This is a genomic window from Pseudonocardia wallangbongensis (assembly GCF_054486945.1).
On sequence record NZ_JBRERS010000004.1, the window covers coordinates 289,684 to 306,484 of the forward strand.

General features: G+C 74.0%; 20 protein-coding genes. 8 read left to right on the plus strand and 12 right to left on the minus strand.

Annotation, left to right across the window (positions count from 1 at the left end; all coding sequences use genetic code 11):
* Positions 1–13 precede the first annotated feature (13 nt).
* Both lhgO and era read left to right on the plus strand, forming a co-directional pair.
* The gene (gene lhgO / locus ACU436_RS16500) at positions 14–1,234 is read left to right on the plus strand and encodes an L-2-hydroxyglutarate oxidase (protein WP_459026170.1); all 1,221 of its coding nucleotides are present in this window, start codon (positions 14–16) and stop codon (positions 1,232–1,234) included.
* A 70-nt stretch (positions 1,235–1,304) separates the two neighbouring features.
* Positions 1,305–2,222, plus strand: coding sequence for a GTPase Era (gene era / locus ACU436_RS16505; RefSeq protein WP_459026171.1), 918 nt, complete (start codon positions 1,305–1,307; stop codon positions 2,220–2,222).
* A 63-nt stretch (positions 2,223–2,285) separates the two neighbouring features.
* Here the strand turns inward: era and ACU436_RS16510 are convergent, their stop codons facing one another.
* On the minus strand, positions 2,286–3,473 hold the full coding sequence (locus tag ACU436_RS16510; protein ID WP_459026173.1) for a cytochrome P450 family protein: 1,188 nt from the start codon (positions 3,471–3,473) through the stop codon (positions 2,286–2,288).
* Positions 3,474–3,566: 93 nt separating this feature from the next.
* On the opposite strand from ACU436_RS16510, the gene ACU436_RS16515 reads away from it, so the two are divergent.
* Positions 3,567–4,649 (plus strand): TetR/AcrR family transcriptional regulator, encoded by a 1,083-nt coding sequence (locus ACU436_RS16515; protein ID WP_459026174.1) that lies wholly within the window; start codon positions 3,567–3,569, stop codon positions 4,647–4,649.
* Between the two features lie 11 nt (positions 4,650–4,660).
* On the opposite strand, the gene ACU436_RS16520 is transcribed toward ACU436_RS16515, so the two are convergent.
* Positions 4,661–5,461, minus strand: coding sequence for a HugZ family pyridoxamine 5'-phosphate oxidase (locus ACU436_RS16520; protein WP_459026176.1), 801 nt, complete (start codon positions 5,459–5,461; stop codon positions 4,661–4,663).
* An 83-nt stretch (positions 5,462–5,544) separates the two neighbouring features.
* On the opposite strand from ACU436_RS16520, the gene recO reads away from it, so the two are divergent.
* Complete coding sequence (gene recO, locus ACU436_RS16525) at positions 5,545–6,285, plus strand: DNA repair protein RecO (protein WP_459026177.1); 741 nt, start codon at positions 5,545–5,547, stop codon at positions 6,283–6,285.
* Here the strand turns inward: recO and ACU436_RS16530 are convergent.
* The 4 genes from ACU436_RS16530 to ACU436_RS16545 form a co-directional block, all read right to left on the minus strand.
* Positions 6,275–7,516 (minus strand): FAD-dependent oxidoreductase, encoded by a 1,242-nt coding sequence (locus ACU436_RS16530; protein WP_459026178.1) that lies wholly within the window; start codon positions 7,514–7,516, stop codon positions 6,275–6,277. The two genes, recO and ACU436_RS16530, sit on opposite strands and share 11 nt — an antisense overlap.
* Before the next feature lie 82 nt (positions 7,517–7,598).
* Positions 7,599–8,243 carry a response regulator transcription factor gene (locus ACU436_RS16535; RefSeq protein WP_459026179.1) on the minus strand — a complete coding sequence of 215 codons (645 nt, stop codon included), beginning with the start codon at positions 8,241–8,243 and terminating at the stop codon, positions 7,599–7,601.
* Positions 8,234–9,364, minus strand: a complete 1,131-nt coding sequence (locus ACU436_RS16540) for a sensor histidine kinase (protein WP_459026181.1) — start codon at positions 9,362–9,364, stop codon at positions 8,234–8,236. Before ACU436_RS16540 ends, ACU436_RS16535 begins: the two co-directional genes overlap by 10 nt.
* A 5-nt stretch (positions 9,365–9,369) precedes the next feature.
* Positions 9,370–10,182 (minus strand): DedA family protein, encoded by an 813-nt coding sequence (locus ACU436_RS16545; protein ID WP_459026183.1) that lies wholly within the window; start codon positions 10,180–10,182, stop codon positions 9,370–9,372.
* 247 nt (positions 10,183–10,429) lie between these two features.
* Here ACU436_RS16545 and ACU436_RS16550 point away from each other — a divergent pair, with 247 nt between their 5' ends.
* Both ACU436_RS16550 and ACU436_RS16555 read left to right on the plus strand, forming a co-directional pair.
* Positions 10,430–11,215: an isoprenyl transferase gene (locus tag ACU436_RS16550; RefSeq protein ID WP_459026185.1), complete on the plus strand. Its 786-nt coding sequence runs from the start codon at positions 10,430–10,432 to the stop codon at positions 11,213–11,215.
* A gap of 17 nt (positions 11,216–11,232) precedes the next feature.
* Entirely contained in the window at positions 11,233–11,625 is a 393-nt protein-coding gene (locus tag ACU436_RS16555; protein ID WP_459027013.1) for a hypothetical protein, read from the plus strand.
* Between the two features lie 6 nt (positions 11,626–11,631).
* Here ACU436_RS16555 and ACU436_RS16560 read toward each other — a convergent pair whose 3' ends face one another.
* Positions 11,632–11,817 carry a DUF1918 domain-containing protein gene (locus tag ACU436_RS16560; protein WP_459026187.1) on the minus strand — a complete coding sequence of 62 codons (186 nt, stop codon included), beginning with the start codon at positions 11,815–11,817 and terminating at the stop codon, positions 11,632–11,634.
* Between the two features lie 219 nt (positions 11,818–12,036).
* Between ACU436_RS16560 and ACU436_RS16565 the strand changes: the two genes are divergently transcribed.
* A complete protein-coding gene (locus tag ACU436_RS16565) occupies positions 12,037–12,924 on the plus strand; it encodes a DUF559 domain-containing protein (protein WP_459026189.1) in 888 nt (295 codons plus the stop codon).
* A gap of 68 nt (positions 12,925–12,992) precedes the next feature.
* Here the strand turns inward: ACU436_RS16565 and ACU436_RS16570 are convergent, their stop codons facing one another.
* A complete protein-coding gene (locus ACU436_RS16570) occupies positions 12,993–13,421 on the minus strand; it encodes a Fur family transcriptional regulator (protein WP_459026191.1) in 429 nt (142 codons plus the stop codon).
* The gene (locus ACU436_RS16575; RefSeq protein WP_459026193.1) at positions 13,418–13,822 is read right to left on the minus strand and encodes an ArsR/SmtB family transcription factor; all 405 of its coding nucleotides are present in this window, start codon (positions 13,820–13,822) and stop codon (positions 13,418–13,420) included. The genes ACU436_RS16570 and ACU436_RS16575 overlap by 4 nt, the downstream gene beginning before the upstream one ends.
* Positions 13,823–13,920: 98 nt before the next feature.
* On the opposite strand from ACU436_RS16575, the gene ACU436_RS16580 reads away from it, so the two are divergent.
* Positions 13,921–14,262 (plus strand): antibiotic biosynthesis monooxygenase family protein, encoded by a 342-nt coding sequence (locus ACU436_RS16580; RefSeq protein WP_459026195.1) that lies wholly within the window; start codon positions 13,921–13,923, stop codon positions 14,260–14,262.
* Between the two features lie 243 nt (positions 14,263–14,505).
* On the opposite strand, the gene ACU436_RS16585 is transcribed toward ACU436_RS16580, so the two are convergent.
* The 3 genes from ACU436_RS16585 to ACU436_RS16595 are packed head-to-tail and all read right to left on the minus strand — an operon-like array spanning position 14,506 to position 16,709.
* The gene (locus ACU436_RS16585; protein WP_459026197.1) at positions 14,506–15,687 is read right to left on the minus strand and encodes a winged helix DNA-binding domain-containing protein; all 1,182 of its coding nucleotides are present in this window, start codon (positions 15,685–15,687) and stop codon (positions 14,506–14,508) included.
* A 38-nt stretch (positions 15,688–15,725) separates the two neighbouring features.
* Complete coding sequence (locus ACU436_RS16590) at positions 15,726–16,355, minus strand: SRPBCC family protein (protein ID WP_459026199.1); 630 nt, start codon at positions 16,353–16,355, stop codon at positions 15,726–15,728.
* 3 nt (positions 16,356–16,358) lie between these two features.
* A complete protein-coding gene (locus ACU436_RS16595) occupies positions 16,359–16,709 on the minus strand; it encodes an ArsR/SmtB family transcription factor (protein WP_459026200.1) in 351 nt (116 codons plus the stop codon).
* Positions 16,710–16,801: the final 92 nt, after the last annotated feature.

Consider the following 16,801-nt stretch of genomic DNA (forward strand, 5'->3'; position numbering starts at 1 on the left):
TGGAGATCAATTCATGACCACCCCCTCGTTCGACGTCGTCGTGGTCGGCGGCGGCATCGTCGGCCTCGCCACCGCGCACGCGGTGGCCCGCACCGGGCGTTCCGTCGCCGTCGTCGAGCGCGAGCCGCAGCTCGCCCGCCACCAGACCGGCAACAACTCCAACGTCATCCACTCCGGGCTCTACTACGCCCCGGGCGGCTACAAGGCGCGCCTCGCGGTGGCCGGCTGCGCCGAGACGGTGGCGTTCTGCCGGGAGCACGACCTGCCGCACGAGGTCACGGGGAAGCTCGTGGTCGCCACCGAGCGGGAGGAGCTGCCGCGGATGGCGGAGCTCAAGCGGCGCGGCGATGCCAACGGCGTGGAGAACCACGAGCTCGACCAGGCCGGCATGCGCGAGCACGAGCCGCACGTCCGTGGGATCGCCGCGCTGTTCGTCCCGTCCACGGGCGTCACCGACTACCGCGCGGTCGCGGAGAAGATCGGCGAGCTGGTCGGCAAGGAGGGTGGCGAGATCCACCTGAACCGGCCCGTGACCGCGATCGCCCGCCGCGCGGACGACGTCGTGGTGCGCACCGAGACCGGCGACCTGCTCGGCAAGCAGGTCGTCGTCTGCGCGGGCCTGCGCTGCGACGAGGTCGCCAAGGCGGCCGGTGCCGACCCCGGTGTGCGGATCATCCCGTTCCGCGGTGAGTACTCCGGCTTCAGCGACCGGGCCGCCGGGATGGTGAAGGGCCTGATCTACCCGGTGCCCGACCCGGCGTTCCCGTTCCTCGGTGTGCACGCCACCCGCGGCGTCGACGGGCACGTGCACGCCGGCCCGAACGCGGTGCTCGCACTGGCCCGCGAGGGGTACTCCTGGGGCGTGGTCAAGCCCAAGGAGTTCCTGGCGACGGCCACCTACCCGGGCATGCTCAAGATCGCCAAGCAGCACTGGAAGTACGGGTTCGGCGAGATGCACCGGTCGCTCTCCCGCGCGGCGATGGTCAAGCAGATCCAGCGGATGCTCCCCGACGTGCGCGCGGAGGACCTGCACCGGGCGGGCGCGGGCGTGCGCGCGCAGGCCGTGAAGGCCGACGGCACGCTCGTCGACGACTTCCTGTTCGTCGAGCAGGGGTCGGGTGCGGGCTCGGTGCTGCACGTGCTGAACGCGCCCTCGCCCGCGGCCACCGCGGCGCTGCCGATCGGCCGGGAGATCCTCGAGAAGCTCACCGGCGAGAAGCTCGCGCCGCTGTGAGCGAGCGTGCGAGCGAACCAGTGTCACAGCGCCCGCGCGAAGCGCCGGCCGAGCGCAGCGAGGCCGAGCGATGAGCGGATTCGCCCAGGTCCCGGAGGGTTTCCGATCCGGCTTCGCCTGCTTCGTCGGCCGGCCGAACGCCGGCAAGTCGACGCTGACCAACGCGCTGATCGGGCAGAAGATCGCGATCACGTCGAGCCGCCCCCAGACCACCCGGCACGCGATCCGCGGCATCCTGCACCGCGCGGACGCCCAGCTCGTCGTCGTCGACACGCCGGGCCTGCACAAGCCGCGCACGCTGCTCGGCAGCCGGCTCAACGACGTCGTGCGCGAGACGTGGGCGGAGGTCGACGTGATCGGCTTCTGCGTGCCGGCCGACCAGCCCGTCGGGCGCGGCGACGAGTTCATCGTGAACGAGCTGCGCTCGGTCGCCGGCCGCACCCCGGTGCTGGGCGTCGTCACGAAGACCGACATCGCCCGGCCCGAGCAGGTCGCCGAGCGGCTCACCCAGTTGAGCGGGCTCATGGAGTTCGCCGAGGTCGTGCCCTGCTCAGCGGTCGACGGGTTCCAGGTCGATCTGCTGGCCGACCTGCTCGTCGCCCGCCTCCCCGAGGGCCCGCCGCTGTACCCGGACGGCGAGCTCACCGACGAGCCGGAGGAGACGCTCGTCGCGGAGCTGATCCGCGAGGCCGCGCTCGAGGGCGTGCGCGACGAGCTGCCGCACTCGATCGCCGTGGTGATCGAGGAGATGGTGCCGCGCGAGGGCCGCGACGATCTCCTGGACGTGCACGCCAACCTCTACGTCGAGCGGTCCAGCCAGAAGGGCATCGTGATCGGCAAGGGTGGCGCCCGGCTGCGGCAGGTGGGTGCCGACGCGCGAAGGCAGATCGAGGCGCTGCTGGGTACGAAGATCTACCTGGACCTGCACGTGAAGATCGCAAAGGACTGGCAGCGGGACCCGAGGCAGCTGCGCAAGCTGGGCTTCTGACGTCAGCATGGTGGCTTTACCGGCATAGCACCGCAGTAAAGCCACCATGCTGGCGTCCGGGGCTCAGAACGTCACCGGGAGGGCGGCCAGCCGCCAGGTGCCGCCGTCGGGGGCGCGCCGGGCCTCGCCGGCCCGCGCGAGGCCCGGGGCGCGGCGCAGGAGCGCCGTCAGGGCCACCTGGGTCTGCACCCGCGCGAACGCGGCGCCCAGGCAGAAGTGCGGGCCGTGGGCGAAGCCGAGGTGGGGCGCGGGGTGCTCGCGGGTGACGTCGAGGGTGTCGGCGTCGGGGAACGCGCGCGGGTCGCGGTTGGCGGCCGCGATCACCGCGACGACCGGTTGCCCCTGCGGGATCCGCAGCCCGGACAGCTCCACGTCCTGCGTCGTGAACCGCGGGAACGCCAGCAGTTGCGGGCCGCACCAGCGCATCAGCTCCTCGACGGCCCGCGGGGCGAGCCCGGGGTCGGCGCGGAGCGCGGCGAGCTGGTCGGGGTGGGCGAGGAGCGTCTCGACGCCGTTGGCGAGGAGGTTCGTCGGGGTCTGACCACCCAGGACGAGCTGCCAGACGAGCGCGACCAGCTCGACGTCGGCGAGCCGATCGCCGTCCTCGTCCTGGGCGCGGACCAGGTCGGAGACGAGGTCGTCACGGGGATCGGCGCGGCGGGCGGCGACCGCCGCCTTCGCCCCCTCGATGATGCCGGGCATCGCGTCGGCGAACGCGGCCCCTGCTCCGGCCGCGACCCCCTCCCCGTACTCCCGCCAGCGCGGCCGGTCCGGCCCCGGGATGCCGACGAGCTCGCAGATCACGGCCATCGGCAGCGGCCGGGCGAGGTGCGCGAGCAGGTCGGCCGGGCCGTCCGCGGCGTGCGCGTAGAGGTCGTCGAGGAGGCCCTCGACGATCGCCTCGATCCGCGGCCGGAACTCGGCGGCACGCCGCGGGGTGAACGCCGGCGCCACCAGCCGGCGCAGGCGCGCGTGCTCGGGCCCTTCCATCTCCTGCATCGACCGCAGGTAGGGCGCCAGATCCGCGGACACGTCCGGCTTGAGGGCGAACGTGGCCGGGCCGAGGGCGAACCGGGCCGGGTCGGAGAGCACCGTCCGTGCCTCGGCGTGGCGCGTGATGCCCCACATCGGCGACATGCCGGGCACGAGGAGCCGGACCAGCGGTGACCGCTCCCGTGCCCGCCCGTGAGCGGTGAAGGGGTCGCGCAGCACGGCGGGGTCGGTGAGGTCGATCTCGGGCAGGTCGGACACGGCGCCTCCTGGATGGCATAATCAGATGTTCTCGTCATCTGAATGGCGAACGTATCATCCGCCCGACGGAGATCGGCAAACGGTGGGAGGGCGATGGGCCGGCTCACGAGGGCCCAGGCGCAGGAGCGCACCCGCGAGCGGGTACTGGCGTCGGCCCGCACCGAGTTCCTGGAACGCGGCTTCCGTGACGCCAAGATCGACGTCATCGCCGAGCGCGCCGAGCTCACCCGGGGCGCGGTCTACTCCAACTTCCCGGGCAAGCGGGCCCTCTACCTCGCCGTCCTGGCCGCCGAGGCCGAGCGGGCCGCGATCCCACAGGTCGTGCCCGGCACCACGGCCCGCACCGCGCTCGGCGCGTTCGCCAGGGCCTGGGTCGGACGCCTGCCCCTCGCGACCGCGGATCCCGACCCCGACAACGGGGTGCCGCTCGGGGCCGACCTCCTGCCCGAGGTGCTGGCCGACGAGCGCACCCGCACACCGTTCGCCCAGCTCATGGCCCTGGACGCGGTCCTGCTCGGGCTCGCGTTGGAGCGGATGCACGGGCCGTCGCAGGCGGGCCGGCGGGTGCGGGCCGCCGAGGTCGCGCTCACCACGTTGCACGGGGCCGCCCAGCTCGCCGCCGCGGCGCCTGGCTTCGCCGACCCGTTCGACGTCGTCAGCGCCTGCGAAGGGCTCGCCGACCTCGAACTCGGCAGCGGGCGCAGGGACGAGTGGGCCCCGCCGCACCTGCCGTACGTGCCCCGCGCGCGCCCGGCCGGCCGGCCGTGGGACCCCCCGGCGGCGGTCGACGCCGTCCGCGGCACGCCGGCCCGCCTCGCCGACGACGGCGTCGTCGCGGTGCTCGGCCTGCACCGGCTCGTGGCCGTGGAGGAGGCGGTGCGGGCGGCCCCGCCCGGTTCGACGGTCACGGCGGTGCTGGTGTCGAGCGATCCCGGCGAGCTGGCGCCGCTCGCCCGGCTGGTGGTCGGCGACGTGTGCCGGTGCATCCGACCGGCCTTCCCCGAGTCGGCGTGGCCGGGGCTCCAGGTGGTGCACGACCCGACGGGAGCCGTTGCGGCGGCGGTCGGCGAGCGGGTGGTCAGCGACGCCACCGAGGCGGCCGTGCGCATCGCGAACGGCCGGGTGGTGGCGCACGCCGAGGGGCGGGGCGCCTGCCACGCAGCGGCGTCAGCCTGAGAGGAGGGCCCCTACGCGGCCCGCGCCCGGCGCACGAGTTCCACCATCGCCTTGCGGGCGGCGTCCGGGGTGTCGGTGCGCTCGTCGAACGGCAGGCGCACCGCGGTCTCCTGGCCGCCCGGCTCGTCGGCGGCGAGCACGGCGAAGCCGTAACGGTCGACGGCCACCATCCGGGCCGTGGTGGTGTCGGGCCGCTCGGCGAACCGGCGGCAGAACAACACCAGCGCCTCGGTGTGGTCGTCGTTCATGTGCGCGATGATCCGCTCGGCGTGCGGGCGCAGCGGGTCGGGCTCGGCTTCGGCGTAGCCCGCGGCGTCCACCCAGCTCATCCGGCCGAAGCCGCCCACGTAGCGGACGGACTCGACGTCGAGCCGGTAGAGCCGGAAGTCGGCGAACCCGGCGTAGAACGCGCCGGGCTGGGCGGCCCGGTACGTCTCGAGGGCGGCCGCGCGTTCGTCGCCCAGCAGCTCCCCGACGCGGCCGATCACGGTGACCCTCGCCAGTGCGAGCGGGTCGCCCGCTCCCACCTCCGTCGCCATCAGCGACGCCCTCGGGTCCGCGGCGAGGTTGCGGCTGTGCTCGGCCAGGTCGCTCAGCAGCAGCAACGGTCGTCCCGCCGGGTCCAGCGCGTGCGAGACGAGCGAGCCGAACGGGAAACCGCCCTCTCCGATCGTGGCCAGCGAGCCGGTGCGGACGGCGGCGATCAGCGTGCGGGAGCGCTCCGCGTCGCTCGGCTCGCCCCGCACCCCCGGTGTAGCCGCGAGGGTGCGTTCCGCCGCGGCACGCTGGTGCTCGGGCACGACGTGGGTCACCTGGCCTCCTCGGATCGAGTTAGGGTCACCTCACCCGGTGTGGGGAGGCGGTGTCAAGCGCAGGCCGGTCGTAGTCTGGTCCGGTGACCCTGTGGCGTGACACCGGCCTCGTGCTGCGGGTGCAGAAGCTGGGCGAGGCCGACCGGATCGTCACGCTGCTCACCCGCCGCCGCGGCAAGGTCCGCACGGTGGCGAAGGGCGTGCGGCGCACCAGGTCGCGCTGGGGGGCGCGGCTGGAGCCGTTCAACCACGTCGACCTCCAGTGCTACACCGGGCGTTCGCTCGACATCATCACCCAGGCCGAGACCGTCGACGCGTTCGGCGCGGGGATCATCGGCGACTACGCCCGCTACACGACCGGCTGCGCGATGCTGGAGACGGCCGACCGGCTCGTCGCCGAGGAGGGCGAGCCCGCGTTGCGGGTCTACCTGCTGCTCGTCGGGGCGGTGCGGGCGCTGGCCGGCCGGGAGCGGGACCCGTCGCTCGTGCTCGACGCGTTCCTGCTGCGCGCGATGACCCACGCCGGGTGGGCGCCCGCGATCTCCGAGTGCGCCCGCTGCGCCGAGCCCGGACCGCACGCCGCGTTCAACATCGCCGCCGGGGGAGCGGTGTGCCCGCGCTGCCGTCCACCCGGCTCGGTACGGCCGTCGCAGGAGACGTTCACGCTGCTCGACGCGCTGCTGCACGGTGACTGGGACACCGCCGACTCCGCCACCGGCGTGACCCGTCGCGACACCAGCGGGCTCGTGGCCGCCCACCTGCAGTGGCACCTGGAACGGCAGTTGCGGTCGCTGCCGCTGGTGGAACGCCGGGCTATGACGTAGGGCTCGGCGCCCGCCGGGCGAACGCCGGGGCGTGTTCCGGGCGCAGGCCCACCCCGATCAGGTACGCCGGCACGAACGACGCCGCCGGGATCGCCTTCAGCAGCGCGAGGACGGGCTTCGGCGGACCCTGCCGCTCCCCGTCGAGGATCGGTTGCAGGACGACGCGGTGCAGGGTCTGCTGCAGGGTCTGCACGGCGATCGTCGGCACCAGCCTCCGCCTCCGGATGCCGGCCAGCACGTCCGTGCCGACGTCGTTGCGCCGCAGCGGCCCGGCGAGCAGGGTGGCCGCGGCGACGGCGTCCTGAACGGCGAGGTTGATCCCGACCCCGCCGATCGGGGACATCGCGTGCGCCGCGTCCCCGATGCACAGCAGCCCGTCGACGTGCCAGCGGTTCAGCCGGTTCAACCGGACGTCGAGGTGCTTGACGTCGTCCATCGACTCCAGCTCGCCGACCCGGTCCGCGAGCCACGGGACGGTGGCGGCGATCTCCTGGCGGAACCACTCGACGCCGCGCTCGCGGAGCTGGGCGTCGCTGCCCTTCCGGCCGAAGTACGCGAGCTGGAGGAAGTCCTCCCGCGGGATCACCAGCACGAAGCGGCGGCTGCGCACGACCGGCGTCAGGGCTCCCGGGTCGTCGCCCGGCCTGCGGGGCAGCCGGAACCACCAGGTGTCGATCGGCACCGGCAGCTCCTTGGGTTGCAGCTCGGCCTGGGCGCGGGCGATCGACCAGCGGCCGTCGCAGGCCACCGTGACGTCGGCCTGCAGCTCGTGGAGCTCGCCGTCCTCCGTGCGGTAGCGCACACCGCGCACGCGCCCGCCCTCGCGGACCAGCTCGGTGACCTCGGCGCGCATCCGCAGCGTGAACGTCGGCTCCTCCGCTCCCGCCTCGGCGAGCAGGTTCAGCAGGTCCCACTGGGGGACCATCGCGATGTAGGGGTGAGCGACCCTGAGCCGCCGCAGGTCGCCGATGACGACCCGGGACCCGTCGGGGAACGGGAAGGCGATCTCGCGCACCTCGCTGTGCGGGATGTCGGCGAAGCGCCCGCCGAGCCCGAGCTCGTCGAGCAGCTGCAGCGTGGACGGGTGGACGGTGTCCCCGCGGAAGTCGCGCAGGAAGTCGCCGTGCTTCTCCAGGACCGTGACGTCGACGCCCGCCCGGGCGAGCAGGAGGCCGAGCACCATGCCGGCCGGTCCGCCGCCGACGACGGCGCAGGTCGTGCGCTCGCTCATCGTGATCCCCCTTTTTCATCGGTTGATGAATATAGGGGCGACCGTACTCCCCGCGGAGAACGGCGTCCAGGCTCGGCCGGGGTCAGGAGCCCAGGTACCGCAGCACCGCCAGCACCCGCCGGCTGTAGCCCGCCGTCTCCGGGATGCCCAGCTTCCCGAAGATCGACGCGACGTGCTTCTCCACGGCGCTGACCGACATCCGCAGCCGTTCGGCCGTCCCGGCGTTGGTGAGTCCCTCGGCCATGGCGTCGAGCACGTCGCGTTCGCGGGGGGTGAGACGGGAGAGCGGGTCGGCGCGGCGACCGGCGGCGAGCAACTGCCGCACCACCTCCGGGTCGAACGCCGCCCCGCCGGCGCCGACCCGCTCCAGCGCGTCCAGGAACTCGCCCACCTCGGCCACGCGGTCCTTGAGCAGGTACCCGACGCGGCCGCCGTCGTCGCCGATCAGCTGCGCGGTGTGCCGGCGCTCGACGTACTGCGACAGCACCAGCACCCCGACCCGCGGCCACCGCCGCCGGATCTCCAGTGCCGCGACCACGCCCTCGTCGCTGTGGCTGGGTGGCATGCGCACGTCGGCGACGACGACATCGGGCTGCTCCCGCTCGACCGCCCCCAGCAGGGCCCGGGCGTCGCCGACCGCGGCCACCACCTCGTGGCCCTCGTCGACCAGCAGGCGGACGAGCCCCTCGCGCAGCAGCGCCGAGTCCTCGGCGATCGTCACGCGCACGGCAGCTCCGCGGTGACGACGGTCGGCCCGCCCGGCGGGCTGTCCACGGTGAAGGCGCCGTCCGCGGCGGCGACCCGGCGGGCCAGACCGGCGAGGCCGCCGCCCGCCGGGTCGGCGCCCCCGCAGCCGTCGTCGCGGACCGTGGCCCGCAGCCGTCCGTCCACCGTCGCCACCTCCACGTCCACCCGCAGCGCGCCCGAGTGCTTGGCCGCGTTCGTCACCGCCTCGGAGATGACGAACCAGGCCGCCGCGCGCACGGTAGCGGGCGGCTCCGCGGGCAGGTCGCAGCGGATCCGGACCGGCAGGGGTGCCCGCTCGGCCACCGACTCCAGCGCCGTCGTGAGCCCGCCGGTGTCCAGCGCCGCCGGGTAGACGCGCCACGACACCTCGCGCAGCTCCACGAGCGCGCGCCGGGCCTCGTCGTGGGCCTGCGCGACGAGCTCGTCCGCGCGGTCGGGGTGCCGGCGGGCCCGGCCCAGCAGCATGCCGAGCGCCACCAGCCGCTGCTGCACGCCGTCGTGGAGGTCACGCTCGATGCGGCGCCGCTCGTCGTCGACGGCCGCGACGATCGCGTCCCGGGTGCGCGCGAGCTCCTCGACGCGCTGCGCGAGCCGCTCCTCGCGAGAGGGCGCGAGCAGCCGAGCGAGCAGGCTGCGTTCCCAGCGGGCCACGCCCGCCGCGCCGGCGAGCGCGAGGTAGAGCAGCACCGCGCCGGGAGCCGTGTAGTAAGCGACCAGCCCGCCACCCACGACGACGGGCTGGTCGCGCTCCAGCAACCAAGGAGTCTGCGTTGCCCACGACTGGAGGAGCGTGCCCGCGAAGATCAGGCCGGCGCCGAGCAGCGCCAGCACCGCCCCGCCCAGGAGCCCGACGGGGATCCGCGCGGCGAGGTAGCGCAGAGCCCGCCCCGGGGACGGCTCGGCGCCCGCGCCCATCCCGCCGAGCAGGGTCACGATCCTCCGGCGTTCCAGCGCGGCGAGCCGCCGGAGCGCCGCGGCCACCTGTGGCCGGAGCCCGGGCAGGAGCAGGGCCGCAGCGACCGGGAGCGCGCCGAGCAGGTGCGTCACCGCGGAACAGGCGCCGAGGGCGAGACCCGCGCCGGTGCGTGCCCACGTCCGCACGATCGCTACCGCTGTGGCCGGCGCGGTGCGTCGGGCCGGATCGCCGGGAGCCGCCGGGTGGGTTGCGCCGACCACTCCGTCGACGACGGCTGGGCCGACCACAGCCGCGCCGGCTCGGGGCGCCGGACCCGGACCACCGGGATCTGCTCGGTGGGGGCCTCGTCCGGCTCGGTCGGCGCGTCGCCCCGGCGCCGGAGCCGCAGGACCACGAAGACCACCACCGCGAGCACGACCGCCCCGAGCACGACCTTGGAGAGGATGCCCGCGTAGCTCTCGACGACGTGCCAGTTCTCGCCGAGCAGGTAGCCGGACACCACGAAGATCGAGTTCCAGATCAGGCTCCCGGCGGCGGTGAGCGTGAGGAAGAGCGGGATGCTCATGCGCTCGACCCCGGCCGGCACCGAGATCATGCTGCGGACCAGCGGCACCATCCGCCCGAAGAACACCGCCTTCGCCCCGTGCCTTGCGAACCACGCCTCCGCCTTGTCGATGTCCCCGACGTCCACGAGCGGCATCCGGTCGGCGATCGCGCGCAGCCGGTTCCGGCCGAGTGCGGCGCCGAGCCCGTACAGCGCGAGCGCGCCGACCACCGACCCGAGGGTCGTCCAGACGATCGCGGCGACGAGGCTCAGGTCGCCCCGGGACGCGGCGAACCCGGCGAGCGGCAGGAACACCTCGCTGGGCAGCGGCGGGAACAGGTTCTCGAGGGCGATCGCGAGGCCGACGCCCGGCGCGCCGAGCGTCTCCATCAGATCGACGACCCATCCGACGATGCCGTCCAGCTCCAGCGCCCCGCCAGGGGAGGTTGGTGCGTTCATCGGCGGATCCAGCCGTTCGCTGGCAAGGCGGAGGGAAGTCCTCGTACCGGGCGTACTCGGGCTTCCCGACAACGCAGCCAGCGGGCGGCTGGGCCGTCGAGGGACGCGGCGAACCTCTCCTGGCGGGGCGCTCGGGCGGGGGCGGTCATGATTCACACGGTAGAGGGATGGGCGGTTTGCCCGGACTGGGGCGCTCACCGGAGGGACCCTGAGGTCCGCCACACCCCTCGCCCTTAGGGTTTGGTTCGTGAGCCGGTTCCAGCCTCCGCCGCCGCATCCCTCCGGTGCCCGTCCGCCGGCGATCCCACGCGAGCTGGTGCCCAACCACGTCGCCCTGGTCATGGACGGCAACGGCCGGTGGGCCAACGCGCGTGGCCTGCCCCGGATCGAGGGGCACCGCCGCGGCGAGGCCGCGCTGATGGACGTGGCCCGCGGCGCGATCGACATCGGCGTCCGGTGGCTCTCGGCGTACGCGTTCTCCACGGAGAACTGGAAGCGCAGCCCCGACGAGGTGCGCTTCCTCATGGGCTTCAACCGGGACGTGATCCGCCGCCGCGTGGACGAGATGGGCGCGATGGGCGTGCGGGTGCGCTGGGCCGGGCGGCGCCCGCGGCTGTGGCGCTCGGTGATCAAGGAGCTGGAGATCGCCCAGGAGAAGACGAAGGACAACGACGTCCTGACGCTCACCATGTGCGTCAACTACGGTGGGCGCGCGGAGATCGCCGACGCCGTCAAGCAGATCGCCCGGCAGGTCGCCGAGGGCAGGCTCAAGCCGGACAAGATCGACGAGCGCACGATCGCACGGCACCTCGACGAGCCCGACATGCCCGAGGTCGACCTGTTCGTGCGATCCTCCGGCGAGCAGCGCACCTCGAACTTCCTGCTCTGGCAGTCCGCGTACGCGGAGATGGTCTTCCTGGACACGCTCTTCCCCGACTTCGACCGCCGCCACCTGTGGCAGGCGGTCGAGATCTACGCGCGGCGCGACCGGCGGTTCGGCGGCGCCCTCGACACCCCGGAGGCAGCCTCGTGACCGGTGCGATCTCGGAGATGCTGGCGGTGGCCCGCACGGCACTGGAGCGTTTCCACGACGTCACCGCCGACGACGACGGCGCGCTCACCTTCGCCCACGGTGGCGTCGTGTGCGCGCTGCAGGGCATGGACCTGGACGAGGGTCTCCCGGTCCTCAACCTCACCTGCGTGGTGGCATGGGACCTGCCGATCGAGTCCGACATCCCCGGCCAGGTGGCGCTCGGGATGGGCGAGGGCCTGTTCGGCACGGCACGCGTGATCCGCGGCAGCGCAGGCTGGGACGTCACGTGGCGCTACGCGTTCCCGGCCTCCGGCCTGGACGAGAAGGCGATGGGAACGCTGCTGATGCTCGTGGTGAGCGGGGCCTCGAGCCTCCGCGCGGCGCTGCTCCCCGAGCAGCCCGCCCAGTAGCCCGGCTCACCCCGGCGACGTGATGTGCGCGCCCGGGCCGGGCTGGAAGACGGACTCGTGGCCGTCCTGCCAGCGCACCCGGTAGCAGGTGCGTTCGCCGGCTCCGAGCACCTCGAGGACCTCGCCCTCGCGCCGCCCCTGGTCGACGACCGTGCCTTCCACCACGATGTGGTCGCCCGCTTTCGCCTCCATCGGCAGGTCAACTCCCTCCGGTCGGGGGCTATCCCCGATGCTCCCGCAGCAGGCTGCCGCGGTCCAGGGGCCGTCACGATTGGGTTGCGGCCGCGCTGATCACGGGTTCGGCGCGTTCGCGGGCTGATTTCGCCCGCGAATGCTCCGACTTCCCGATCATGACGACGAGTTCGTCGAAACGCCCACGGAGAGCTCGTAGTTCGGGTGATCCTGCCAGTCATGGTTGCGCTGCCCGACGTCCTCGCGCTCGTCGCTCGCCAGGACGGCCTGATCACCACCGCCCAAGCGGTCCAGCACGGCCTCGACGAAAGCGTGCTGCGGCGGCGGGCCCGTGACCAGGGTTGGGGTCGGGTCGCGCCGCGGGTCTACATCGCCGCTGGGCACCGACTCACCGCCCGAGCACGGGTCCGAGCGGCTGCCCTCTGGGGCGGCGAGTTCGCGACCATCTGCGGCCCGGCTGCGGCGTGGTGGCACGGGATGCTGGACACCGCGCCGGCCGAGACCGCGGTGACCGTACCGAGGCGGCTCGGACTGCGGGGCTACCCGGGCGTGCGGATTCGTCGTCGCGACCTCGCTGACCTCGACCGGGTCCGCATCGACGGCATCTGGTGTGCGGCGGCACCGCTTGCCGCACTGGAGACCGCGATCCTCCTTCCGGACGGTTCGGCGTTCCTCGACCGCGCCCTGCAGAAGCACATCCGGTTCGACCAGCTCTACCAGGCCTACTGCCGGAACATGGGCGCCTACGGCGCCGCGCGCATCGGCGCCGTCCTGGCAGCCGCCGCCGACCGCGCCGACTCGGCCGCGGAACGGCGGATGACGGGCCTTCTCCGCGGCGCCGCGCTCACGGGCTGGCAGCGCGCGGTGCCGTTCGAGCGCTGGACGATCGACTTCGCGTTCCTCGACGTGAAGTTGGCGATCGAGGTCGACGGGTGGGCCTATCACTCGGACGTCGACCGCTTCCGCGCGGACAGGCGTAAGGGGAACGCTCTGGTCCGCGCAGGCTGGAAACTCCTGCGCTTCACCTGGCACGACCTCGTCGACCGGCCGCGGTACGTCGTGGCGGAGATCCGCGCCGCGCTGCTCGCCGCCCACGCGAGTGCATGATCGAAGGTTCGGCGCAAGCCCGGGCGAATTCGACCCGGGAACGCGCCAACTCGGCGATCAACGGCTCGTCAGCGGGCGGCGCCGCAGTCCTTGCAGAGGCCGAAGACCTCGGCCGTGTGGCTCAGCTCCACGAACCCGTGGTCGTCGGCCACCCGCTGCGCCCAGGTCTCCACCGCGGGACCCTCGATCTCGACGGTGTGGCCGCACCGGCGGCAGACGAGGTGGTGGTGGTGCTCGACGGAGGCGCAGCGCCGGTAGACGGCCTCGCCCGACCCCGTGCGCAGCACGTCGACCTCGCCGCCGTCGGCGAGGGTCTGCAGCGTGCGGTACACGGTGGTGAGCCCGATGCCCTCGCCCGTGCGGCGCAGCTCCTCGTGGATCTCCTGGGCCGAGCGGAAGTCCTCGAGCCGGTCCAGCAGCGCCGACACTGCCGCCCGCTGCCGGGTGGCGCGGAGCGCTCTGGTGGTGGGCGCCTGCCCCCTCGTGTCGGTGTTCATCGCCCCTCCTCGACGTGTGCGACCGCGTCGACCACGATGTGCGCGAGGTGGTCGTCGACCAGGGAGTACACCACCTCGCGGCCGCGGCGCTCACCCCGCACGACGCCGGCCGACTTCAGCACCCGAAGGTGCTGGCTGATGAGCGGCTGGGCGACGCGCAGCGCGTCGACGAGGTCGTGCACGCAGCGGTCGGACTCGAGCAGCTGCAGCACGATCGAGATGCGGACCGGGGCGGCCAGCGCCCGCAGCAGGTCGCCGGCGGCCGCGAGGGTGCGCGTCGTGTACACCGGCGCCGGCATGGATCCCGGGCGGCCGGCCACGTGCTCCGCGTGATCGTCGGCGGCCGGCCCGGCATCGGCGGCGTCTCGGCCGGTGGGCCCCGCACCTGCGACGATCGACATCGGCGTCCCCATCCCCGGGAGCGGCGGCCGCGCTCCCCGGTGCTGAAGTGCATGCGGGCCGCGCCACCATCGTAGGCGCGTGCTGGAAGGGTGGGGGCGTGCTGCTCGTGTGCCGGTTCACCACCGCCCCCGACCTCCTCGCCCGCGCCCGCGCCGCGCTGGAGTTGCTCACCGCCGCGGACGGGTGTCTCGGCGGCGAGTTCGGGCGTTCGGTCGACGAGCCGGACCGCTGGGTGCTGACCGTCCGCTTCTCCTCGGTGGACGCCTACCGGCGCGCGCTCTCCCCGTTCCCGGTGCGCGAGCACGTGGTGCCGCTGCTCTCGGAGGCCCTGGCCGACGAGCCGGCGACGTTCGAGACGCTGGTGGCGGCCGTGTCGGGCACCGCGACCGCGCACCGGAGCCTGCTGGCTCAGGAGGGTCGTGAACCACTCCGGCCGTAGCGAGCGGCGGCCGGGTGGTCGCCTCGGAGGTGACCCTCGGCCGTGATTGCCAGGATCGGGGCATCACGCTCACATGTGCACGCCAGGTCCCGTTTCCGTGGCCGCCCTCGCGCCGAGGCCGTGATCATGCCCGCGGGACCGGCGGCCCCGCGCGATGCGCGGCGCCACCGGAGGCGCTCCGAGGCAACGCGGTGAGGGCGCCGCCTGGGCGTCGCGCAGTAGGCCGAGTTGTTCAGGGCGCTCCTAAGCCCGCAGCTCGGTCTGCAGCGGGGCGGGGAAACGCGTGGTGAAGCGGACCTCGCCCAGCAGGCGCTCCAGCTCGTGGGCCTTCCTCTCGACCTCGGCGAGCCGCTCGGCGCCGACGTCCTCCAGCACCCGCACGGCGATGATGCCGTCGGCGCGCTGCACCCAGCCGCCGACGATCCGGCCGTCGACCCAGATGGTGGGGCCGCCGTTGCCGTTGCGGTCGAACAGGATCGGGCCGTGCGCCGGGTCGAGGTGGAAGTCGCGCTGCTTCCAGCCCATCGTGGAGGGGTCGAGCCCGGGCAGCAGCGCCACGGACGGTTCGGCGGGCGCCGCCGGGTCGACGTCGTCGGGCAGCACGTAGCCGGTGCCCTCGGCCAGCTCGACCTCGACGGCGCCGACGTCGGCGAGTGCCCGCTTCGTGGTGGCGACGGTCCAGCCGGCCCACCACTGCAGGTCGAGCCGGGTGCCCGGCCCGTACGCCCGCAGCCAGGAACGGGCGAGCGCGGCGTCCGCGGTGTGCGGGTCGAGGGGCTCGGAGAACACCGGTGACCAGGCGTGCGTCGCCGCCCACCGGTACTGCCCGTTGATCCACGTGCCGGTGGGCTGGGCCCGCAGCACCCTGCCCTCGAACCCGAGCACCAGCAGGACCCGGGAGTGCGCCGCCATCTCGGCGACCTGCCGCCCGGTGCCGATCCTGATCGGCACGGCGAGGTGCGGCACCAGCTTCCCGACCTCGCGCGCGCTCAGCGGGCCCTTGCCGGCGAGCACCTCGAGGATCTCGGAGGACGCGGCGGCGACCCAGCGCTCCGGGTCGGCGCCGAGCGCGGCCCCCGCGACGGCGTCGAGGAGCAGCTTGCGCTGCCGCGCGACCAGCGTGAGCGTGGACGAGTGGTGCGCCGCCCGCGCGAGGTCGTGCCCGAACACCCACAGCGTGCGCCGCATGGCGTGGTGGCGCACCAGCGTCCGGTCCGCGTACAGCGCCTTGTCGACCGCGGGCAGCACGGGCCGTCGCATGCGTGCCGCCGCGGACATGTGCACGGTGACCGGGTCGGTGGAGTGCAGCCCGGCGAGGTCGTCGGCGATGGTGACGACGTCGTCCGTCCGGGTGGCCGGGGTGAGCCGGTGGCGGACGGCGAGGCGGGCACGGCGCTCGGCGGCGTCGATGTGGCGGGCGGGCACGCCCGGAGCCTGCCAGAGGCTTGCCGCCGCGCCCGCGGTCAGCCCGAGTAGGCGGCGATGCAGCGGTCGGCGGCGGCGCGGGCCATCTCGGCAGGCGTGCCCGCGACGACGTCCGCCCGGTACCACTGCTCGCCCGCTTCGGCGAAGAAGCGCTTGCCCTCGTCCGATGCGAACCACCCGACGGCGGTCGGGTCGTAGGCGACCGACTCCCCGGTCTCCAGGTGGCGGGCCAGTCCGGTCAGCGCCATGTCGTAGCCGAGGCCGACAGCCCCCGGCCCGAACTCGGCCCACCGCTCGTCGTCGACGTACGCGGTGTGCTCCAGCTCGAAGCGCGCTCCGCCCCCGGGTTCGGCCGAGAGCCGCACCTGCACCCAGCTCACGTCGCCGCCGTACTCCCAGGTGATGGAGAAACCCTTCGGCGGGTCGCACCGCTCGACCGTGCCGCCCGCGTTGCCCTCGATCTGGTAGCGCCCGCCGAGCCGCAGCTCCCCGGAGACCGGGGCGAACCAGCGTGGCAGCCGCTCGGGGTTGGTGCAGGCGTCCCACAGGTCGTCGACGTCGGTGTCGTAGGCCTGGCTGATCGTCACGACCGCGGTCGGGCCCTTCTCGGCCTCCCGCCTGCCCACCTCGCGGCGTACCGCGCTGATCTGGGGGTCCACGTCGAACATCGTTCACTCCTCGGGGTGGGGGTCATGTCTCCTGCGTTCGCGCTTGCCGCGCTCGATCTCGGTGGCCAGTGCGGCGAGGCGCGGGGTCCAGAACCGGCGGAACCGGTCGAGCCACGCGTCGACGTCCTGGAGCGGCTCCGCGCGCACCGCGTAGAGCCGGCGGGTGCCCTCGGGGCGGACGGTGGCGAAGCCGTTGTCGCGCAGCACCTTGAGGTGCTGGGACACCGCGGGCTGCGAGATGCCGAACTCCGCCCGTACGACCGCGGTGACCGCCCCCGAGGTCTGCTCGCCCTCGGCCAGCAGCTCGAGGATCCGGCGCCGGACCGGGTCGCCGAGGACGTCGAACGCGTGCACGGCGCCAAGCTACAGGCAGCGCTTATATAAGTCGAGCCCGGGTTTTCGGCCGCGGAGCGGGGGTGGGCAATGCGCTCGCGGTGGCCGGATAC